This is a genomic window from Rhizobium lusitanum, assembly GCF_014189535.1.
Taxonomy (GTDB): Bacteria; Pseudomonadota; Alphaproteobacteria; order Rhizobiales; family Rhizobiaceae; genus Rhizobium; species Rhizobium lusitanum_C.
The window spans coordinates 3,119,096-3,139,363 of record NZ_CP050308.1 but is presented as its reverse complement, the minus strand read 5'-3'; the positions used below and the strand labels follow the sequence as shown (position 1 = coordinate 3,139,363).

20 protein-coding genes and 1 pseudogene are annotated in these 20,268 nt (G+C 60.6%); 7 read left to right on the top strand and 14 right to left on the bottom strand.

Annotation, left to right across the window (positions count from 1 at the left end; translation table 11 throughout):
• Positions 1–154 precede the first annotated feature (154 nt).
• The 6 genes from motA (at position 155) to HB780_RS28830 (ending at position 5,363) form a co-directional block, all read left to right on the top strand.
• Entirely contained in the window at positions 155–1,027 is an 873-nt protein-coding gene (gene motA / locus HB780_RS28855; protein WP_183691333.1) for a flagellar motor stator protein MotA, read from the top strand.
• Positions 1,027–1,977 (top strand): FliM/FliN family flagellar motor switch protein, encoded by a 951-nt coding sequence (locus tag HB780_RS28850; protein WP_183691331.1) that lies wholly within the window; start codon positions 1,027–1,029, stop codon positions 1,975–1,977. Before motA ends, HB780_RS28850 begins: the two co-directional genes overlap by 1 nt.
• Before the next feature lie 64 nt (positions 1,978–2,041).
• The gene (fliN, locus tag HB780_RS28845) at positions 2,042–2,581 is read left to right on the top strand and encodes a flagellar motor switch protein FliN (RefSeq protein WP_183691329.1); all 540 of its coding nucleotides are present in this window, start codon (positions 2,042–2,044) and stop codon (positions 2,579–2,581) included.
• Between the two features lie 125 nt (positions 2,582–2,706).
• Positions 2,707–3,750 (top strand): flagellar motor switch protein FliG, encoded by a 1,044-nt coding sequence (gene fliG / locus HB780_RS28840; RefSeq protein WP_183691327.1) that lies wholly within the window; start codon positions 2,707–2,709, stop codon positions 3,748–3,750.
• Between the two features lie 93 nt (positions 3,751–3,843).
• Positions 3,844–4,920 (top strand): flagellar biosynthesis protein FlhB, encoded by a 1,077-nt coding sequence (gene flhB / locus HB780_RS28835; protein ID WP_183691325.1) that lies wholly within the window; start codon positions 3,844–3,846, stop codon positions 4,918–4,920.
• A 5-nt stretch (positions 4,921–4,925) separates the two neighbouring features.
• Entirely contained in the window at positions 4,926–5,363 is a 438-nt protein-coding gene (locus tag HB780_RS28830) for a hypothetical protein (protein WP_183691323.1), read from the top strand.
• A 41-nt stretch (positions 5,364–5,404) separates the two neighbouring features.
• Here the strand turns inward: HB780_RS28830 and visR are convergent, their stop codons facing one another.
• From visR to HB780_RS28765, 13 genes and pseudogenes are all read right to left on the bottom strand, one after another.
• Positions 5,405–6,151 carry a transcriptional regulator VisR gene (gene visR / locus HB780_RS28825; protein ID WP_435693897.1) on the bottom strand — a complete coding sequence of 249 codons (747 nt, stop codon included), beginning with the start codon at positions 6,149–6,151 and terminating at the stop codon, positions 5,405–5,407.
• A gap of 11 nt (positions 6,152–6,162) precedes the next feature.
• A complete protein-coding gene (gene visN / locus HB780_RS28820) occupies positions 6,163–6,900 on the bottom strand; it encodes a transcriptional regulator VisN (RefSeq protein WP_183691321.1) in 738 nt (245 codons plus the stop codon).
• 530 nt (positions 6,901–7,430) lie between these two features.
• On the bottom strand, positions 7,431–9,110 hold the full coding sequence (gene fliF / locus HB780_RS28815; protein WP_183691319.1) for a flagellar basal-body MS-ring/collar protein FliF: 1,680 nt from the start codon (positions 9,108–9,110) through the stop codon (positions 7,431–7,433).
• A 167-nt stretch (positions 9,111–9,277) separates the two neighbouring features.
• Complete coding sequence (cheT, locus tag HB780_RS28810; RefSeq protein ID WP_183691317.1) at positions 9,278–9,667, bottom strand: chemotaxis protein CheT; 390 nt, start codon at positions 9,665–9,667, stop codon at positions 9,278–9,280.
• Between the two features lie 17 nt (positions 9,668–9,684).
• Positions 9,685–10,239, bottom strand: a complete 555-nt coding sequence (gene cheD, locus HB780_RS28805; RefSeq protein WP_183691315.1) for a chemoreceptor glutamine deamidase CheD — start codon at positions 10,237–10,239, stop codon at positions 9,685–9,687.
• Entirely contained in the window at positions 10,236–10,625 is a 390-nt protein-coding gene (locus tag HB780_RS28800; protein ID WP_183691313.1) for a response regulator, read from the bottom strand. The genes cheD and HB780_RS28800 overlap by 4 nt, the downstream gene beginning before the upstream one ends.
• A complete protein-coding gene (gene cheB, locus HB780_RS28795) occupies positions 10,625–11,668 on the bottom strand; it encodes a protein-glutamate O-methylesterase CheB (protein ID WP_183691311.1) in 1,044 nt (347 codons plus the stop codon). Before cheB ends, HB780_RS28800 begins: the two co-directional genes overlap by 1 nt.
• On the bottom strand, positions 11,665–12,573 hold the full coding sequence (gene cheR, locus HB780_RS28790) for a protein-glutamate O-methyltransferase CheR (protein ID WP_183691309.1): 909 nt from the start codon (positions 12,571–12,573) through the stop codon (positions 11,665–11,667). The genes cheB and cheR overlap by 4 nt, the downstream gene beginning before the upstream one ends.
• A complete protein-coding gene (locus tag HB780_RS28785) occupies positions 12,570–13,037 on the bottom strand; it encodes a chemotaxis protein CheW (RefSeq protein ID WP_183691307.1) in 468 nt (155 codons plus the stop codon). The genes cheR and HB780_RS28785 overlap by 4 nt, the downstream gene beginning before the upstream one ends.
• A gap of 4 nt (positions 13,038–13,041) precedes the next feature.
• A pseudogene (locus HB780_RS28780) lies at positions 13,042–15,320 on the bottom strand (chemotaxis protein CheA).
• A 16-nt stretch (positions 15,321–15,336) separates the two neighbouring features.
• Entirely contained in the window at positions 15,337–15,702 is a 366-nt protein-coding gene (gene cheY1, locus HB780_RS28775) for a chemotaxis response regulator CheY1 (RefSeq protein WP_047461659.1), read from the bottom strand.
• Positions 15,699–15,995 carry an STAS domain-containing protein gene (locus HB780_RS28770; protein ID WP_183691305.1) on the bottom strand — a complete coding sequence of 99 codons (297 nt, stop codon included), beginning with the start codon at positions 15,993–15,995 and terminating at the stop codon, positions 15,699–15,701. Before HB780_RS28770 ends, cheY1 begins: the two co-directional genes overlap by 4 nt.
• Before the next feature lie 62 nt (positions 15,996–16,057).
• Positions 16,058–17,704 (bottom strand): globin-coupled sensor protein, encoded by a 1,647-nt coding sequence (locus HB780_RS28765; protein ID WP_183691303.1) that lies wholly within the window; start codon positions 17,702–17,704, stop codon positions 16,058–16,060.
• 733 nt (positions 17,705–18,437) lie between these two features.
• Here HB780_RS28765 and HB780_RS28760 point away from each other — a divergent pair.
• A complete protein-coding gene (locus tag HB780_RS28760) occupies positions 18,438–19,934 on the top strand; it encodes an ArnT family glycosyltransferase (RefSeq protein ID WP_183691301.1) in 1,497 nt (498 codons plus the stop codon).
• A gap of 8 nt (positions 19,935–19,942) precedes the next feature.
• Here HB780_RS28760 and HB780_RS28755 read toward each other — a convergent pair whose 3' ends face one another.
• Positions 19,943–20,254, bottom strand: a complete 312-nt coding sequence (locus HB780_RS28755; protein WP_183697583.1) for a helix-turn-helix domain-containing protein — start codon at positions 20,252–20,254, stop codon at positions 19,943–19,945.
• Positions 20,255–20,268: the final 14 nt, after the last annotated feature.

Sequence of the window (20,268 nt, the reverse complement as noted above, 5' to 3'; positions counted from 1 at the left end):
CCGGGCATAGATGCCCTTAGCTGTTACTGTGCCGACATTGGCTTGTGCGAGGCTGACACGACAAAAGGCCCGCTGACTGAGCGCGTCGAACAGCCTCACGCAAGGCAGGTCTCCTAGTTGATTTCAGGAAGCAATGTTCAGGTGTGGACCGGCGATGAATATTATTATCGGATTTGTAGTGACCTGCGGCTGCATCATTGGCAGCTTCATGGCGATGGGCGGGGATGTGAACGCGCTGTTCCAGCCCTTTGAATTTGTCATCATCGCGGGTGCCGGCATCGGCGGCTTCATCATGGCCAATCCGATGAAGGTCTTGAAGGATTCCGGCAAGGCGCTGGGCGAAGCCTTCAGGCATGCGGTTCCCAAGGAGCGTGATTATCTCGACACCCTCGGCGTGCTCTATGCACTGATGCGGGACCTGCGCACCAAGTCGCGCAACGAGATCGAAGCCCATATCGACAATCCCGACGAATCGGTGATCTTCCAGGCCGCCCCAACGGTGCTGAAGAACCGGGATCTGACGGCCTTCATCTGCGATTACGTCCGCCTCATCATCATCGGCAATGCCCGCTCGCACGAGATCGAGGCGCTGATGGACGAGGAAATCAACACGATCCAGCACGACAAGATGAAACCCTATCATGCCATCACGATCATGGGCGATTCCTTCCCGGCCATCGGCATCGTCGCGGCCGTCCTTGGTGTCATCAAGGCCATGAGCCATATCAACGAATCGCCTGAAGTGCTCGGACATCTCATCGGCTCGGCACTCGTCGGCACCTTCCTCGGCATCATCCTGTCCTACTCCGTCTGCGCACCGTTGGTGTCGCAGATCAAGGTCGTGCGCAACAAGCAGCATCGCCTCTACGTGATCGTGAAGCAGACGCTGCTCGCCTACATGAACGGCTCCGTGCCGCAAGTGGCGCTGGAATACGGCCGCAAGACGATCTCCTCCTATGAGCGGCCGTCCATCGACGCGGTCGAGCAGGAAATGATGAACCCCGGCGGTGAGAGCAAGGCGGCCTGATGATCATGAGCCAGCAATCCACGCACCCAAAACAGACGATGGATCCCGTCCTCTTCGCCAAGCTGACCGGTGGCCTTGGCGACCCGGCAACGCTTTCAAAGCTGGGCACGGCCTTTGGCCAGGTCTATGCCGAGTTCCTCCCCGACGTCATCAAGAGCGAAACCGGCCTTGATGTCTCCGTCGGTTATGCCGGCTGCCGGTCGGGCCTGATGAGCGAGCTTGTCGCCGGTATCGGCAGCAATTGCGCCCTAGTGAACGGCTCGCTTCGCAACTGGTCGCAGAACTTCCTGCTCGGCTGCGGCACGGGCTTCGTCATGACCTTGATGGAGCATCTGCTGGGCGCCCAGCCCGAGACGATCGACTCCCCCGCCGCGCGACCGCTTTCGGTAATCGAACTCGACCTGTCCATCATGGTGTTCGACAAGATCGCCAACGTGCTGCGCTCGGCCGTCAACGCGTCCGGCGGCTTCGAACCCTATCTGGATCCGCCCTACAATATCGAGGATCGTCCGAAGCCGGCTGCCGGCCAGGCCGATGATTTCGCCGCCGCCATCGCGATGACGATCTCGCTCGGCAAGACCGTTTCGGAAATCGTCGTGATCGTTCCGCAATACGAGCTGCTGCGCACCGTGGTCACCGCGCCGCGGGCAAAGAACCCATCATCCTCGACCGGCGCATGGGCGGAGCAACTCAACGAGCAGGTGCGCCGCTCGCAGGTGACGCTCGAAGCCCGCATCCGGCTGCAATCGCTGACGCTCGACACGATCTCCAGGCTCGCCGTCGGCGATGTCATTCCCTTCATGGATACGAGCGACGTCCAGGTCGAGGTCAGCGCCAACAGCAAGGACCTCTATGTCTGCGAATTCGGCCGCTCCGGCGAGAACTACACGGTGCGTGTCAAGGACACCGTGAACTCCGACGACGAGCTTCTTCGACACCTGATGAATTGACCGGCCGGAGGGCGGCCCGCGCCCACGGCAGCTTGAGGCAAGTTTCAACTGGAATAGTGATTTCATGGCTACGAAGACGACACAGAAAAGCGGCGAGGATTCGCTGGAAATCGCAAGCAGCGACGCCGCATTGGACGAGGCTATCGACGGCCTGCGCGGCGTCCTGAAGAAGGACACTGACGGCGTTGCCCCGGATTTCGATGCCGACGCGTTCGGTGCCGAGCAGACTGCCGGTCTTTCGGCCTTTGGCGGTGAATTCGGTGACGACGATGCCGGTTCCGCCTTCGGCGCCGGCGATTTCGGCGGCCCCTCCACATTTGCCGAAACGGCCGCTCCCGGCAGCGCGCTGAGCGCCAATCTCGACCTGATCATGGATATCCCGATCGACGTCCAGATCGTTCTCGGCAGCAGCCGCATGCAGGTTTCCGGCCTGATGAACCTGACCGAGGGCGCGATCATCGCGCTCGACAAGAGAATCGGCGAACCCGTCGAAATCACCGTCAACGGCCGCTGCATCGGCCGGGGCGAGATTACCGTACTGGAGCATGATGATACCCGGTTCGGCATCAAGCTGATCGAGCTGTCCAACAATAGGGCGAAATAAGTAGTTTCGCTCCATTTATTTGATTTTGCATACTATTTCCCGAAGATCATTTCGGGATCGGGCAATGAAAGCCTGATTTCTTTTCAGAATAAGCCCACTCCCTGTTCGGGACGGAGATGAAGACCATGATGGACTTTGACGATTTCAGCGGCGCCCTTGCCGAGAAACCGTTGTCTCAGGCCGAGAAGGCCGCAGCCGTTCTCCTTGCCATGGGAAAACAGGTGGCGGGACGGCTGCTGAAATATTTCACGCAGCATGAATTGCAGCTCATCATTGCCTCCGCGCAATCGCTGCGGCTCATTCCGCCCGACGAACTGGCGCAGCTCGTGGCGGAATTCGAAGATCTCTTCACCGAAGGCGCCGGTCTGATGGACAACGCCAAGGCGATCGAGAGCATTCTCGAAGAGGGCCTGACGCCCGACGAGGTCGACAGCCTACTCGGCCGGCGCACGGCCTTCCAGGCCTATGAGGCCTCGATCTGGGATCGCCTCGGCGAAGCGGATCCGGCCTTCGTCGCCAAGTTCTTCCTGCGCGAACATCCACAAACCATCGCCTATATGCTGTCGATGATGCCGTCCTCTTTCGGCGCCAAGATCCTCTTGCAACTGCCGGAGGCGCAGCGCGCCGACATCATGAACCGCACGGTCAATCTCAAGGATGTCAGCCCGAAAGCCGCGCAGATCATCGAGAACCGCGTCCAGGGGCTGATGACGGAGATCGAAGCCGAACGTAACGCCGCCGGCTCGACCAAGGTGGCGGAGCTGATGAACGAGCTCGACAAGCCGCAGGTCGATACGCTGCTGACGTCGCTGGAATCGCTGAGCAAGGAATCGGTCGACAAGGTCCGCCCGAAGATCTTCCTCTTCGACGACCTCATGCTCATGCCGCAACAAAGCCGCGTTCTGCTGCTCAACGACATCGCCTCGGATATCATCACCATGGCGCTGCGCGGCTCGACCATGGATATCCGCGAAATCGTGCTCGCTTCGATCAGTCCCCGCCAGCGCCGCATGATCGAATCCGATCTGCAGGTGCCCAGCAACGGCGTCAATGCGCGGGAAATTGCCGTCGCCCGGCGCGCCATCGCGCAGGAAGCGATCCGGCTTTCCAATTCCGGCCAGATCGAACTCAAGGCCAAGGACATGACACCTGTGGAGAAAGCCGCGTAACTTCGACGCGACTCACCTGAATCGTCCTAGACTGTTCAAAACAGGGCCGCGCATGCTGCGCGGCCTCTTTCCGTTTCGCGAAGGACGGCTGCTTTGGCTGACGAAGACAAGGACAGTAAAACAGAGAGACCGACGGAGAAAAAACTCCGCGACACGATGGAGAAGGGCAATGTGCCCCACTCCAGGGAAGCGACCATCTTTGCTTCCATGCTGGCGACCGTCATCTATGTCACCTTCTTCCTGCCGGAGCGCATGGGGCGCATGGGCGAGGTGCTGCGAGACCTTTTCGAGAAGCCGGATCAGTGGCACTTGGAAACGGGGCCGGACGCTCTTTCGTTATTTACCCGAATCGGCTGGGAAGTCGGTAACCTGCTGTTGCCCGCTATCGTTCTGTTTTTCATCTTCGGGATCGGCTCCTCGATGTTCCAGAACCTGCCGACGCCGGTTCTCGACCGCATTCAGCCGAAATTTTCGCGCATATCACCTGTTTCCGGTTGGAGCCGCATCTTCAGCACATCGGGCCTCGTGGAATTCGGCAAGTCGCTCGCCAAGATCGTGGTGGTCAGCATCATCATGTTCTTCGTGCTGCGCAGCCAGTTCTTCCACGCGATCGATTCGTTGGCTTCCGATCCTCAGACGATTTTCGTTCGGCTGTCGACCATCGTCGAGAGAATCCTGACGATCGTGCTGCTGGCGACCGCCGTTGTCGGCATCGCCGATGTGGCGTGGAGCCGCCACCATTGGTTCGATCAGCTGAAAATGACCAAGCAGGAGATCAAGGACGAGTACAAGCAGTCGCAGGGCGATCCGATCGTCAAGTCACGCCAGCGCTCGATTGCCCGCGACCGCGCCCGCCGGCGGATGATGAAGCAGGTGCCGCGCGCAACCCTGATCATCGCCAACCCGACCCATTTCGCCGTGGCGTTGCGCTATGTCCGCGAGGAAGGCGATGCGCCTGTCGTCGTTGCCAAGGGTCAGGACCTCATTGCGCTGAAAATCAGGGAGATCGCCGAGGCAAACGGCATCCCGGTTTTCGAGGATGCGCCGCTCGCGCGCTCCATGTTTGCGCAAGTCTCGGTCGATAGTGTCATCCCGTCAGTATTTTACAAGGCCGTCGCAGAGCTAATCCATCGGATCTACGCACAGTCGAATAGAACACGGGTACGATAAATCGAATGAAAAAATGCCCCTACTCTGCTCAACGTGAACGCATTCTCGCTGAGGCCATCAGCCCGGTCGCCAGCGAATTGCGGCTCCTCGACGCCGCCGATCTGATTTCGCTGCTGCGATTCGAACGCTACGGCAATCTTGCGGATCTCGTCGCTTCGGCCGCCGAGCTCTATTTCCTGCCCGGTATCGTCAATTTCGGGCTTGGCGGCGACTACAAGCTCGATTGGAGCGGCCCGGCCGAGGTCACAATCGACCTCGAAATCAAGCCGCGCGGCGTCACCATCTATGCCAAGCTCGCGCTTGCCGATCAACATGCCGGCATCGAGATCAACCATATCGCCTTCGAGAAAGCATCCGCCGACCCGGATGAAAATACGGCATTGCTCGCCCGCAGCCTTAAAGACGCCCGCTATGCGATCGGTGACGCGACGCAAGCGGCGTAGGTAAGACTCGAACGATGAAGATCCGCTGAGGAGCGTCGGCGTCAGCTGATGTAACCGAAGCGGATCGCTTTCGCGATCGCCTGGATACGGTTGACGCTGTCGAGCTTGATCGTCGCCGAACCAAGATAGGCGTTGACCGTATGCACGGACAAACCGAGCTTTTCGGCGATCTCCTCGCTGATTCGTCCGTCGCCGGCCAATTGCAGGCAAGCGATCTCGCGGTCGCTCAATGCTTCTGCGGCCGGCGTGCGGCGCTCGTCGAGCGACAGAAGCTCCATCATGATCTGGCAGCTGCGGCCATGCAGCTCGACGATCATGTCGCTCGCCACGTCCATGAACTTCGCGGTGAAGATGATATAGCCATTGCCGACCGAACCCAGACGCACTGGAAAGGCAACGCCTGCGAAAGGCAGGAGATGCGGTTTCAGGCGTTGGGTGAAAGCGGCAAAATCCGGCGTCTCGGCTGTGCTGTCGCTGTCGCGACCGTTCCACATCAGCGGCAGCAGCGACTTCTCGATATGCTCGATCATCGCCTCGCCATAAGCCTCGACGAAGGCCTTGTTCATGACGGGATTGGCCAAGCCCCAGTTCTCCAGCTCGCAGACCAGGCGCTGCTTGCTCGGCAGGCCGGAACCGTTGAGGCGGTAAACCGCGAAATTCTGCGCGTCGATCAATTTCTGCATCGACACCAGCTTCGGAAAGAGATCTGAGCGGCCGGAAATCCGATGCGACCGGCTAAGCTTCGTCTCGCCCGACATGTCCGTCGCCTTGCCCGGCTGATATCGCATTCAATAGGCCTTCAAACGAGGTTGTTTCTGACGGCAAAAGCGATGGCTTCCGATCGCGTTTTCGTCGCGGTCTTGCGCATGACGCTGGTGATGTAGTTGTTGATGGTATTGCGCGAGATGCCGAGGATCATGGCGATCTCGTCGCTGGTCTTGCCTTCGGCAATCCAGAACAGGCATTCCAGCTCGCGCTCGGTCAAATCGAAATCGCGCTCCAGCTTGCCTTCGACACTACGGGTGAAGCTGGCGAAATACCCTGCGAGCAGTCCGACATCGCGCAGCCGCTCCGTCGACAGCAACAGGCTGTCGCGGGCCAGAAGCATCAGCGAGAACCGTGTGCGCCCAACATTGAAGGTCAGCGCGCAATAGTGACGACTGACACCCTCCGGCAGCTCGACATCATCGGGCAGGAAGGCAAAATTCGGCTGGAACAGCGACATGGATTTTTCCAGCTCGCCGGCGCGGCCGTAACCGCTCGTGAGTTCGGAAGCCAGGCGCCGGACGAGATCGAAAGGCCAATCGGAGGACACGACGAAATCGAGCCCGCTCTCCTGGATGAGATCGCAGCGCGCCAGAAGGTAATAGGCAGCGCCGACATAATCCGTCAGCACGCGCAGGCCGGATTGGAGATAGGCTGGCCCGGCGACCGCAGTCAGTTGCAGAATGAGCTGATCGCGCGACATGGCGTTGGAAGGAGCAACTGCTCGCGCATCCTTATCGCCTTTGTTCGCCTGCGATATCTGCATGTCCATTTTCTGCGTTTCCTGCCACTGTCGGACGATCAGGCCTCAACGAGAGCATTGTTCGGTCTGGACTCAGGACATGCTCCCGAAAACCGATATCGATCTTCAAAAAAGGCGCCTGCGCCAACTTAAATTACGATTACGCCTCAAACGCATCCGGCGGAGGCACGGCGCGCAAGCGCTAACATGAATTCCACTTCGGCAATCGCATTGGCGCAGATCGCCGGAAACCCAATCAACAAACTATAAACTGGTTTCTCCGCGTCCCTGCGTCTTCAAACCCTGAATTCACTGGAAGCGGATTACCGCCCGATTCGCGCCGATTCGACGCTGTTACGCACAGATGAGCCAACTATAAGTCGATTCTTTCTACCCAGCAACGAAATTTGCCGCCTCTTCTTCACTTGCCAACATCTCATACAGCCTGATTTCGCGACATCGGCTTGCAACAAATATTCGTGAAATCCAGGATTGCAGCGGCTCGACCACATCCTATCCGTTCACGCGAAAAGACCGGGATCTCTCCCGGTCTTTTATAATCAGGCTGCCTTGTCGACGGCCCATTTTCTGAGGATCTTGGCGGCTCGCTCCTCGCTGATTTCCACCATGCGCGAGAGGCGACGCTCCGGCCCTTCCTTGACGCGGCGATTGAAGGTGCTGTTGTCCTCGCCCATCGTCAACAGGTCGTCGGTACTGTCGAAGCCGAAATCCGAACCGAAGCCGTCCATCAACGCGGCGCCAGGTCCACCGACCGCGCCGGGTGCGAAATCCGGCAATTCCAGGCCGGCCGCGTCCGGCAGGGCCGTGCCGTTGGCGCCGCCGCCAAGCGAGCGGATGAGCGGGCGGAAGCCCATCCAGATGATGAGGACGGCAACCGCGACGAAGGCGAGCGAATTGATGATGCCGGCCATGTTGCGGCTCAGCACATCCATGATGTTGAGACCGGAGGCGTTGTCGTCGAGCAGCTGGGTGTCGAGGAAATCCATCGCATTGACGGTCACCACGTCGCCGCGGCTTGGATCGAGGCCGGCAGCGGTTGCGACGATCTTCTGCATCTCGGCGATATAGGCATCGACCTTTGCCGGATCGGCCGGCTGACCGACCATCTGGGCGATACGGCCCCTGTTGACCACCACGGCGACCGACAGCTTCTCGATCCTGTAGCTGTTACGAACCGTTGCGGTGGTCTTGCTGTTGATTTCGTAGTTGGTCTGCTCTTCGCGCTTGTCGGTCTGGTCGTTCGATGTCGGCCCATTGCCGCCGGCCTGGGGTGCTGCCTGCGGAATGTTCTGCTCGACGGTTGCCGCCGTGTCCGACTGGCGCTGCTGCGACTTCTGCGCTTCCTTGGTGGTGCGCACCGAACGCTCGACCTTCGATTCCGGGTCGTAGGTTGTTTCCTGCACTTGCTGGCTGTCGGTGTTGAGCTGGGCCGTCACGCTGGAGCGAAAATTGTCCATGCCGAGGAAAGGTGCCAGCGCCTTGTCGATATTCGATGCGATTTCGCCCTGAACATTCTGCACGATGCCGAGATTGCGATTCAGCGCGCCATTGCTCTGATCGTCGCCAGAGGCAAGCAACTGCCCGGTGGAATCGAGGATGGTGACATCGTCGACCTCAAGACCGGGAACGGCGGAGGCGACGAGATGGCGGATGGCCTGGGCCGCCTTGCGCGCCGCTTCGGCGTTGGCCCGGATCATCACCGAGGCCGTCGGCTTCTGATCCGCCTTCCGGAAGTTGCCGACGTCCTGCATGACGATATGGACGCGCGCCGCGCTGATGCCCGAGATAGACGTGATCGTCCGGCCGATTTCGCCTTCCAGCGCACGGACGCGGGTCACTTCCTGCATGAAGGAGGTCAGGCCGAGCGATCCGACATTGTCGAAGAGCTCATAGCCGGCATTGGTGCTGTTGGGCAGGCCGCGCTCGGCGAGAAGCGCGCGGGCCTTGCCGGTCATGCCGGTCGGCACGGTCAGGCTGGTGCCATCCGTGCCCACCTGGAAATTGATCTTGGCTTCGGCAAGCGCAATGCTGATCTGGTTCAGATCGGTCGCATCCAGGCCGACATAAAGTGTCTCCTGGGCAGGCTTGTTGACGTAGAGGGCTGCAAACAGGACCAACGCCACGGACAAAATGCCCACGCCGGCGAGAGTCAGCAACCGCGTCCTCCCGAGATTCTGCAGATTCCTGAACAAGGGAACTAATTGATTTAACAGATTCATTCTGTTCTCGCACGATTCGTCAAAGACCTGATGGCTTTGTGCCCTGCAGCGAAGATAGGAATCGAAACTTGTGCGAGCGTTTCGTCCGGCAGGGAAAACAGGAGAAGCGGGAAGAAAACTATTTAAAAAAGTATAGGAAAAACAATATCGCGTACCGGCGGTTGCGGTCAGAAGAAATCGAAATCGCCGGCAGCCTTGGCAAGCGGCTGCGAATGGCCGTGACGTCCGCTGCCGCCAAGTGCCTTCTGCATCTCGGTGAGCTTCACCAGGCTTAACGCGGTCGCAACATCGACCATCCAGCCATCCGGCATGTCGCCGGTGATGGCGTCGATGAACTCGGCGATGCCGCGCGTCTTCTGCACGGCGAGATCGATACCCTGCATGACCTTCATCGCGTCAGGCGATTCCAGCACGTTGACGCCGCTGAGATCGAGCAATTGCGGCTCGATGCGCTCGATCAGGTAAGCGATATCGTGCAATTCCGCGACGATGCGCATCAGGATGGCGGGGAGCGTCTCCTGCATGGCGGTCGTATCGGCTCGCTGGATGTTGGTCATCGGGGTGTCCTCGCTGATCAGAAAAATTCGATCGCATTGTCGACGGGCTTCGGAGCTGCAACAGGGCGCTGTTCCAGGGCCACGGTCTTCTGCGTCTCGGCGCCGGTTAGCGGATATTGCCGTGCACGGCCGGAAACTGGCCAGTATTCCACCTTGCGTCCATGTTCGCCGCCCGTGCTTGAGCTGACGACCGGGATGCCTTCATCCCGCAGGAACTGCATGGCAAAGGCCGCGTTCTGTTCGCCGACATTGGAGAAGGTGGCAATCGTCTTCGCACCGCCGAAGACCTTCGCCTCCAGCCGGTCACGACGCGCGCCCTGCTTCAGGAGACCGTTGATCAGCAGTTCCATCAGGTGCACGCCGTAGCGCGTGGCATCGCCGCCGCTCGTTGGCGAAGACGCCATTCCCGGCAGCAGGAAATGGTTCATGCCGCCAACGCCAGCCACCGGATCGCGCAAACATGCCGCCACGCACGAGCCGAGAATGGTCGCCAGTACCACCTCGGGGTCACCGATGACCTTATACTCGCCCTGAATGATGTGCACACGACGGGCAGCGGCATCGAGAATCATTTCAGTGCTCCGAAAACGGCCTCGATCGCAGCCTTCATCTTTTCGATGGTGAAGGGCTTGGCGAGGACATTGTTGGCGCCAAGCGCGGCTGCTTTCTGCACCAGGGCACGATCGCCCTGCGCGGTCAGGATGATGAAGGCCGCCTTCTTCGTTGTCGGATTGGTGCGCACGGCCTGCAACAGGCCGAGACCATCCATCTTCGGCATGTTGAAGTCCGAGATCACCAGATGATGCGGCTGCTGCTGCATGATTTTCAGGCCCTGCTCGCCGTCGCCGGCGGACGTGATCTGCTTGAAGCCCAGTTGCGTTAGCGCGTCGCTGAGCAGCAGGCGGCTGGTGACCTGATCATCGACGATCAGAACTTTGATTTTTTCCGCTAGAGACATTATTCGCTCCCTTCCTTTCGGGCGGCTGTTACTTTCAATATTTCCTCGCCAATGGCGTTCAGCGGAAACTGCTGTTCGACTGCGCCGAGCTCGAATGCGACCCTCGGCATTCCATAGACCACGCAGGTCTTTTCGTTCTGGCCGATGGTGCGAGCGCCGGCATGGCGCATCTTGAGAAGACCGGCGGCACCGTCGCGCCCCATGCCGGTCAGGATCACGCCCACGGCGTTGCGGCCGGCAAGCTCGGCAACCGAATCAAACAGCGCATCGACGGAAGGGCGATGGCCGTTAATCGGCCCGCCCTCGACCAGCCGGCAATGCGGCGCCGAAGCACTGGCGACCTGCAGATGCCTCTCGCCACCGGGAGCCAGATAGATCTTGCCGATCTCCAGCCGCGCGCCGTCGGTCGCCTCCTGCACCACAGGGGCGCAGAGACGGTTGAGCCGTTCGGCGAAACTGCGGGTGAAACTCGGCGGCATATGCTGGGTGATGACCGTCGGCGGGCAATTGGCCGGGAATTTCTGCAAGACCGCAATCAACGCCTCGACACCACCGGTGGACGAGCCGATCGCGACGATCTTGCGGCCGACACGGAAATCCGCGACCGCGGGCGGCGGGACACGGATGGCGGCGGGCTTGACATATTGCCGCTGCGAACGGGCAGCCGCCTTCACCTTTTCCGCCAGATCGCCGAAGGGACGGGGCTCGCCCGGGACCGGCTTGCCGACGCAATCGAAAGCACCGATCTCAAGGGCGGCAAGCGTCGCCTCGGCGCCACGATGCGTCATGGTCGAGACCATGATGACCGGCATGGGCCTGAGCGTCATGATCTTTTCGAGAAAATCGAGGCCATTCATGTTCGGCATCTCGATATCGAGCGTCACGACATCGGGATTGAGCGCCTTAATCGCGGCGCGCGCTTCCAGCGCGTCCCCGGCCTGGCCGACGACGTCGACCTCCGGATCGGAGCGCAGGATGGCGGTAATCAGGCCGCGCATGGTGGGCGAGTCGTCGACGACGAGGACGCGGGCGGGAGCGCTCATGGTTTTCTCCCCGCATGCTTGCCGATATGGCGATAGGTGGTGATGCCGATATTGTCGAAGAGGTGCTTGGCGTCGCCGGCGACCCGCTCGGAATGGCCGATATAAAGATGGCCGTGGTCCTGCAATTGACCCGCGAAACGCGACCAGATCTTCGTTTGCGTCGGCTCATCGAAATAGATGACGACGTTGCGGCATAAGATGACGTCGAAGCTGCCCTTGAACGGCCACTGCGCCAGGAGGTTCAGCTCGTTGTAGGTGATCAGTCGCTTGACGCGATCGTCGATCTGGAACTTGCGGCGTCCCTGGATTTCCACCTCCTGAAACCATTGCTTGCGCATGGCGGGCGAAACGGTTTCGAGTGCGGCCTCATCATAGGCACCTATACGGGCAAGGCCCAGGATCTTCGGATCGATATCCGTCGCCAGGATCCTGAAATCCAGATCCGCAGCATTCGGCATCAATGACAGAACAGTGAGCGCGATGGAATAGGGCTCCTGTCCGTCGGAACAGGCCGCCGACCAGATGCGGACGCGACCGCCGGCCTTGGCGCGCGCCAGGAGGCCGGGCAGAACCTCGTCGCGCAGATGGTCGAAATGGTGGTTCTCGCGAAAGAAGCGGGTGAAATTGGTCGTCAGGTGCGATAGCATCTCGCGCCGTTGGACCGCTCCCGCCGGCGAGGAGACCAGCTGGCAATAGTCGCGAAAGCCCGGCAGGCCGAGTGCGCGGATATGCTTGGACAGCCGTGAATAGACCAGCGAGGCCTTGGTCTCGTTCAGAGAAATTCCGGCGTCCGAATAGATCATGGCGGCAATTTCGGAGAGATCGCGGCGGGTCAGCGGATATTCGCCGCTGGCCAGTACCTCGTCCGGGGATGCTCTTAGATCCGTTGCTCCCATCACACTCATGCGGCCTGGCTTTCGTGTTCGGGGAATAGGGTTTCGAGTTCGAGAAGACAGATCATCCGGCGGTCGATCGCCAGGACGCCGCGCGCGAACTGTCGCTCATAGTCGGAGGAGACTTCCGGCGTTGGCTGGATCGTGTCGTCGTTGACCGTGAGGATATCCGACACGGCGTCGACCAGAAGGCCGACGACCTTGCGCTTGACCTGCGCGACGATGATCACATGCCGCACGGTCGGCTCGGCGCGCTTCATGCCGAGCCGGGCCGAGAGGTCGACGATCGGCAACACCGCGCCGCGCAGATTGATCACGCCGAGCATATATGCCGGCGCATGCGGCATGGCGGTTACCGGCGTCCAACCGCGAATTTCGCGGACGGACATGATGTCGACGCAGAACTCCTGATCGCCGATTCGGAATGCGATCAGCTCTCGGGCACCCTGGGTCAGGCTCTTGATCGCGTAGGACATAGGCTCAACCCACCGCCGCGTACGACATTTCAGCCTTCAGCGACTGGCCGCGCGAGGCGCCGACCACGGCATCGACATCGAGGATGAGCGCGACGCGCCCATCACCGAGTATGGTCGCGGCGGCGATACCGGGGACGTGGGTGTAGTTCGCTTCGAGGCTCTTGATGACGACCTGGCGCTGGCCCTGAATGGCGTCGACCATAAGGGCGCGCTGTCCGCCGCCTTCCGACTCCACCAACAGTGCAACGCCTTCGACCGGATCAGCCTGGGTGGCGCGGAAATTCAGGATGCGTCCGACATCGACCAGCGGGCAGAAGCTGTTGCGGATCGAGATCAAACGATGGTTGGCGCCGAAGGAATGGATAGCGGCGGCTTCCGGCTGCAGGGTCTCGACGATCGCGGTCAGCGGCACGACCAGCGTCTGGCCGGCCACCGTCACCACCATGCCGTCAAGGACGGCAAGCGTCAGCGGCAGACTCATGGTGAAGACCGAGCCGTGTCCCGGCTTGGAGCTGATGTTGATGCGGCCACCGAGCGCCTGGATCGAGCGCTTGACCACGTCCATGCCGACGCCACGGCCGGAAATGTCGGAGATCTTGTCAGCGGTCGAGAAGCCCGGCAGGAAGATCAGATTGTCGATCTCCTCGTCGGAAAGATTGGCATCGGCGGCGATCAGGTCGTTGTCGATCGCCTTCTGGCGCACCTTCTCGCGATTGATACCGGCGCCGTCGTCGGCAAGTTCGATCAGGATGCGGCCGGAGCGATGCTTCGCCGTCAGGCGAACCGTGCCTTCCGGGTTCTTGCCGAGTGCCGCGCGCTTTTCCGGTGTCTCGACGCCATGGTCGACGGCGTTGCGGATCATGTGGGTCAGCGGCTCGGCCAGCTTGTCGATGACCGTCTTGTCGACTTCGGTGTTTTCACCCTCGGTGATCAGGCGGATCGACTTGCCGGTCATGTCGGCGATTTCGCGGACGATGCGCGACATGCGCTGGAAGACCGGCTTCACCGGCTGCGCGCGGATCGCCATGACGCTATCTTGGATCTCGCGGGTGAGCTGCTGCAGCTCCTCGAGGCCCATATTGATCGAGGAGGTGCCGTTGCTATCATTCTCGATGACACTCTGCGACAGCATCGCCTGGTTGATGACCAGTTCGCCGACGAGGTTGATCAGGCGATCGACACGGTCGAGATCGACGCGGATGGTCTGGCCGACGCCGGCAGCGGCGGCATTGTTCTGCGCGGCGACACTGGCAGCGGCGGCAGCGGCCGCAGCTTCCTTCTTTTCGACGCGGGCGGCGGCGAGTTGTGCGATGTTGCTTACCGTTTCGGCAGCAGCAACGGCGGCGGCTACGTCATCCGCAAGCTGCGACCCTTCCTCTGCGGTCTGTCCGCCACCATCATCATCGAGAGCGGATAGATCGAAGGGCACTGGCACCATTGGCAGCTCGTCGTCACCCTTGGAGGCGGCGGCATCCTCGATCCGCTGGACTTCGAGCTCGCAGTCCCATTCGGCGAATTCGAAGACCGTGCGGATGGCTTCTTCGCCCTTGTCGGTCTTGATGGAGATCGTCCAGGCGAGATAGGCGCCTTCTGCGTCGAGCTCGTCGAGGCCCGGCAGGGCGTCCATGTCGCAATGAACGCTCAGTTCGCCGATGCGCGCGAGATCGCGCAGCAACAGCGTCGCATCATTGCCCTTGGCGTAGAGATCGGCGCGCGGTTTGAAGCTGACCTGGTATTCCGGCATGTCCACAGACACGTCGTCAGCGCCGAAATCATCGTCGAAGCTGAAGGGGATCGGCTGGAAACCGCTATCATCCGTCGCAGCGGGCGCAGCACTGGCGCGGCTGCCGGCTTCACCTGCTTCGGTGCTGGCTCGCTGGCGGCGGACGCGGTCGGCAATTCGCCATGAGCCAGCGCCTCCAGTTCCTTGACCAGGCCCCTGCTGCGGACAGGATCGACGCTGCCGCCGTCGCGGGCCACATTGGTCAGATCCGCCAACACGTCGGCGGCCTTGAGCATGACCTTCAGGACATCCTGGGTCGGCTCCAGCTTGTTGGATCGAACGCAATCAAGCGTCGTCTCGAAGACATGGGCAAAGGAGACGAGGTCATCGAGACCGAAGGCCCCTGCCCCACCCTTGATGGAATGAACGGCGCGGAAGACGGCATTGACGGTTTCCGGATCGCGGTCGCCATCATTCAATTTCAGGAGACCGGATTCCAGTTCGGCGAGCTGCTCCTCGCACTCCTGGAAGAAAATCTCTTTGATTTCGTTCATATCCATGAGGGACGGATCCTGTTTAAGCGGTTACACGCTCGATGGCATCGATCAGCTTGGCGGGGTCGAAAGGCTTGACGATCCAGCCCGTCGCACCGGCCTGGCGGGCACGGTTCTTCTTTTCGGCATCGCTTTCGGTGGTCAGCACCAGGATCGGGATGGCGCGGTACTTGTCGTTGCGGCGTACGCCCTCGATAAAGCCGAAGCCGTCAAGGCGCGGCATGTTGATGTCGGTGACGATGACATCGGGATTGGCTTCTTCGAGGATCTCGAGACCTTCGACGCCATCTTCGGCCTGAATGGTCTCGAAGCCGGCATTGTTGAGGGTGACGAGAAGCATGTTTCGAATGGTCCGTGAATCGTCCACGGTCAGCACTTTTTTCTTCATTGCCGGATCTCCTTGGCAAGCAGGTGATCGATGTCGATACCGATCATCTGCATCGTTTTTTGAAATGCGTCCGACACCTTCGAAAAGGTGAAGGACAGCTTGTCTTCATCCCAAGTCTTGGCAGCGGCCATGAGGACCTGAATGCACAAGGCGCCGATCCTTTCGACGCCGGAGGCATCGATCGCGACGTTGCCGCCGCGCAACCCCATCAACTTGCCGCGAAGCGCCGAGGCCTCGTTGAGGTCCAGCACCGCGGCCAGACTGACTGTCTTTTCGCCTTTCCTGCTCGCCATCGCTTCAATCCTTGTTGCTTAAAATCGAGTTCAATCGCCCGCATGCGCATGAAATAGAGAGGTCAATAAGCATTCCGTTCGCCCCCGGCTGCTGCCCTGCGAGGCGGAAAGTCGAATTCGACAGCCTCGTCCTGCTCACGCCGGGCGAAGAATTCGTCCCGCCGAGGGGCTGGCAAACGTTGCGCATCGACCGCCGGGCGTGGTGCCACGGCATGGCGTCGTTCGCGCTCAAGGCGGAATTCGCGGATGGTGCGGCCGAGGTCGAGGATGGTGTCATGGAGGTGATCAGCGCCCTGTCCCGAACGATCGGCGAGGCTTCCGGCAGCGGAAGCGCGTTCGCTGAGGCTGCCGATTTCAACCGTCAGGCTGCGCAGGCCCGCGGCCTGTTCGTCGGTGGCGGCGGCAATGCCGGAGATGGCGTCGTTGATATCGGTCACCTGGCGGACGATGCTGCCGATCGCCTCCTGCGTGCGACCGACCATTCGCACACCGGCGTCAACCTGCGCCTTGGTGCCCGTCACCAGCACCTTGATCTCGCGGGCGGCATCGGCAGAGCGCTGGGCGAGAGCGCGAACTTCCTGTGCGACGACAGCGAAGCCACGACCGCTGTCACCAGCGCGCGCCGCTTCGATACCGGCGTTGAGCGCCAGCAGATTGGTCTGAAAAGCGATCTCGTCAATGACGCCGATGATCTGGCCGATCTTTTCGGCCGACGTCTCGATATCGGCCATGGCGGAGATGGCCTGGCCGACGACCTGACCGCTGTCTTCGACCGCAACGCGCGTGGAGGCGGCGGCGCGCTCGGCCGACCGGGTGCTTGTCGCATTGCCGCGAACCTGATCGGCGAGTTCGGCAAGCTGTCTCGCGGAGGTGGCAAGCCCCTTGGATTGCTCCGTGGAATCTTGAGCGAGGGATCGGGAATCGCGAGCGATGGCATTCGTCGCCGCTTCGGCCGCCTGTACGCCGCCGGACAGCGCCGTAAATTGCTGCTGGATATCACCCAATGCGGCGTTCAGCGCTTCCACCAATTCGGCGTAGGCCGGAGGGGCATCGGCCGGCATGCGGACGGTAAGATCGCGCTCGGCAAGGCCCTGGACGACATCGGCGAAGAGGCCGGCCACTTCTGCCTGATCGGCGGTCCGCTGATCGGCGAGCGCGCGTTGATGGTTGAGGCGTAACTCGTTGAAGCGCAGCGAGACCGCGATTTCGACATCGACCATGACAAGGCGGATGGCGGCCTTGACCAGCTCGCTCAGATCATGGGCGCGGCGCTTGGTTGCGGGCAGGATGGCCCGGCCACCCATCTCGTCGACGATGCCGGCCAGAATATGCTCCAGGACCACCCCATGGCCGGCGACATGCCAGCGCGGATCGAGCCCCATCTTGCTTTCGGTGTCAGAGAGAACCTTGACGCGCTCGGCATAGAGACTGTCGAAGCGGGCATCCGTCAGCACGTCCCAGTGCGAGGACTGCAAATCCTGCAGCCGTTCGAGCTGGCTTTCGCTGGCAAAATTGCGGGCGGCATCCGGAAAGGTCTGGAAACGGTGAAAGAGATCGCGCAGGCCCGCTTTTAAATGGGTCTCGAGCATGGGCCGATTGCGGCGCACGATCTCGCATTGCTCGGCGGCGAGCCCCGCAAAACGCAAGCGGTCGCGAAGGCTTCCCGCCTGCGCCCGCCCTGCCTGATCTGAAGGCGAATCCTGCGCCAAAATTGCCCCTGCCGAACTGCCGGGCGCAAAGAGCCCCGGCGAAACCGCTGATGATCGGGTTCAGACGCTATGAGAGGACGAGGAAAGACACACGTCGCCGCCGATCCGTTGATCGCGGCACACTGAAGCTCGCTCGTTCATCAAAGTCTGTTCCCGGACCTGTTTGATGAGATTGATACCGGATCTGGCCCGGTACGACGGGGCGGCTTCATGCCTGGTGAGAACGAGTAACAATTTTCCCATTCCGACGTGCAGCTTCCATGTTTATGGTTAATTCCTTGCTTGAAGGTTAATATGGGTCGCTGGCTTCTCCGTTTTAATCTGAACTGTTTCCGGTTCAATTTCCGTGGGTGGTCGATTGGAGTAAAACCCGGGCTGATCGCAAGTCACAGGCAAGCTTCATGCTTTAATCCTGCAAGTAGAGACACCTTCGATGTCGATGTGGAGAGAGCAATGATTGTTCTTGGTTTGACTGCCCTGTTGACCGCCGGCATGACGCTTGTCGCCTTCACATTTCTGAGCCGCCTCGAACAAGTGCGGGTGAAGAGCTCCCCACGGGTCCTCTGAAATTCCTCCCCAACGCCGATAAGCGACACAAATCCCTCATGAAAGGGTCCTATGAGCGCGGCATCACGCCGCGCTTTTCGCCGTCTTTCCCTCGTGTCGGGAGCTGGCGTCGAGCTCGATAGTTCCGTATGAAGCCTCACGACCCGGCACCGAGATCGACCTGTCAATGTCCGATACGACCTACTCCGAAACAAGCGACCAGAAGCTTTCACTGCGGCTTGGTCTCACCATCATCTTCGGTGTCACGCTTTGGCGCGTGATCATGCTCGTCTTCAACAGGACAGATTTGTTCGTCGACGAGGCCCAATACTGGTTCTGGGGACAGAACCTGGATTTCGGCTATTATTCCAAACCACCGATGATCGCCTGGGTGATCCGCGTCTTCAATGCGCTATCGGGATCGGACTCGACCTTCTGGATTCGCGTTTCCGCGCCGCTCTTTCATCTTGCCACCGCGCTGATGCTGATGCTGACGACGCGACGGCTGTTTGCCGGGGATACGGGAGAAGAGATCGCGCCATGGGTTGGCGTCATCTTCGTCACCCTGCCGGCCGCCTCGCTGTCGGCGGTGCTGGTATCGACCGATACGATCCAGATCCTGTTCGTCACCATCGCGATCTGGGCTTTTCTTGGCCTCACCCGGCGCTCGTCCGTCCTTGAGGCACTAATCCTCGGTGCCAGCCTCGGCATCGCCTTCCTGACGAAATATTCGGTACTTTTCCTGCTGCCGGGCGTCGGCATTGCCATGCTGACGCTGCGGTCGGTGCGCATTGCCTGGCGCGACGTAATCATCGCCGCCATCGTCGGCGCCATCGTCGTTTTCCCTAACCTCTGGTGGAACTTTGCCCATGACGCAGCGACGGTGCGTCATACCGAGAGCATCGCCCGTTGGAATGGCGAGGGCAATAGCGGCGGGCTGGTGCAGCACCTGCTCGGCGGTCTCGCCTTCCTCGGCGCGCAATTCGGCGTCGTTGGCCCCGTCATCTTCTATGCCATGCTCTGGGCCACCTGGCGGATGATCCGCGGGAAAAGCGACGACGGGGAAAAGCTGCTCATCTGGCTGTCAGTTCCGGTCGTCGCCATGATCACGCTACAGGCGCTGTTCGCCAAGGCCTATGCCAATTGGGCGGTCGCCGCCTATGCCGCCGGCACCATCCTCGCCGTCTGGATTCTCTATCGCCTGACGAAGAAGGGTCTCGTCGTTTCGCTGATCATCGGCGCCGTCATCGCCTTCCTGCTGCCGGTGCTCACCGTCCTTGCCTATGACATCAAGCTGCCAAACGGCGATCTGGTGATGAAGCGCTATGTCGGCCGCAGCGCCATCAGCCTGGAGGTCGCCGATATCGCCACCAAGGCGAACTTGCCCGACATCGTCTCCAGCGACCGGGATATTCTCGGTGACTTGTTCTATACGCTGAAGGGCCAGCCCTATCGCATCCATGCCCGCAACTTCGGCGGCTTCCCGAAGAGCTATTACGAGCAGAATTTCTCCCTGCCCGCGAATACGACCGCCGATGTGCTCTATGTCGACGACGCGCCGCTCGATTGCACGGCTGGTCAATCGGAACTGATCAAGAGCTGGTCGCCCGAGTTCGGCTACAAGAAGGGCAAGACGATCTACGCCTATCGCGTTTCGCCAGCCTGCCTGACGCCCAATCCCTAAGCCTGGCCTTACCCCTGATGCGAGGTGCGGCGCAGACAGACGCCCCAGCCAAGCTCCGGCATTTCCGCGAAGACGACGCCGCCCTCTTCGAAGGCGAGGCGCAATTGCGCTTCCGTTGCCCGGTGAATATCATGATGACCGCCCTCGTAGTCACGAATGGTGCTTCGTGACACGCCGGCCCGCTCAGCGATGTCCGACTGTGTCCAGTCCAGCAGCCCACGCGCCGCTCGGCAGAGAGCAGGAGTGAGAATCATTGGTTTATTGCCTTGATTCACAATCAAAAACCACCCATATTGGTCAACATAAGCCAAATATGTCATAAACTGCGCGGGAT

Bases quoted from the DNA above. Each gene is read 5' to 3' on its own strand.
- motA (WP_183691333.1), top strand. From the start codon at position 155: ATGAATATTATTATCGGATTTGTAGTGACCTGCGGCTGCATCATTGGC.
- HB780_RS28850 (WP_183691331.1), top strand. From the start codon at position 1,027: ATGATCATGAGCCAGCAATCCACGCACCCAAAACAGACGATGGATCCC.
- fliN (WP_183691329.1), top strand. From the start codon at position 2,042: ATGGCTACGAAGACGACACAGAAAAGCGGCGAGGATTCGCTGGAAATC.
- fliG (WP_183691327.1), top strand. From the start codon at position 2,707: ATGATGGACTTTGACGATTTCAGCGGCGCCCTTGCCGAGAAACCGTTG.
- HB780_RS28830 (WP_183691323.1), top strand. From the start codon at position 4,926: ATGAAAAAATGCCCCTACTCTGCTCAACGTGAACGCATTCTCGCTGAG.
- visR (WP_435693897.1), bottom strand. From the start codon at position 6,151: ATGCGATATCAGCCGGGCAAGGCGACGGACATGTCGGGCGAGACGAAG.
- visN (WP_183691321.1), bottom strand. From the start codon at position 6,900: ATGGACATGCAGATATCGCAGGCGAACAAAGGCGATAAGGATGCGCGA.
- fliF (WP_183691319.1), bottom strand. From the start codon at position 9,110: ATGAATCTGTTAAATCAATTAGTTCCCTTGTTCAGGAATCTGCAGAAT.
- cheT (WP_183691317.1), bottom strand. From the start codon at position 9,667: ATGACCAACATCCAGCGAGCCGATACGACCGCCATGCAGGAGACGCTC.
- cheD (WP_183691315.1), bottom strand. From the start codon at position 10,239: ATGATTCTCGATGCCGCTGCCCGTCGTGTGCACATCATTCAGGGCGAG.
- HB780_RS28800 (WP_183691313.1), bottom strand. From the start codon at position 10,625: ATGTCTCTAGCGGAAAAAATCAAAGTTCTGATCGTCGATGATCAGGTC.
- cheB (WP_183691311.1), bottom strand. From the start codon at position 11,668: ATGAGCGCTCCCGCCCGCGTCCTCGTCGTCGACGACTCGCCCACCATG.
- cheR (WP_183691309.1), bottom strand. From the start codon at position 12,573: ATGAGTGTGATGGGAGCAACGGATCTAAGAGCATCCCCGGACGAGGTA.
- HB780_RS28785 (WP_183691307.1), bottom strand. From the start codon at position 13,037: ATGTCCTACGCGATCAAGAGCCTGACCCAGGGTGCCCGAGAGCTGATC.
- cheY1 (WP_047461659.1), bottom strand. From the start codon at position 15,702: ATGAAGAAAAAAGTGCTGACCGTGGACGATTCACGGACCATTCGAAAC.
- HB780_RS28770 (WP_183691305.1), bottom strand. From the start codon at position 15,995: ATGGCGAGCAGGAAAGGCGAAAAGACAGTCAGTCTGGCCGCGGTGCTG.
- HB780_RS28760 (WP_183691301.1), top strand. From the start codon at position 18,438: ATGTCCGATACGACCTACTCCGAAACAAGCGACCAGAAGCTTTCACTG.
- HB780_RS28755 (WP_183697583.1), bottom strand. From the start codon at position 20,254: ATGACATATTTGGCTTATGTTGACCAATATGGGTGGTTTTTGATTGTG.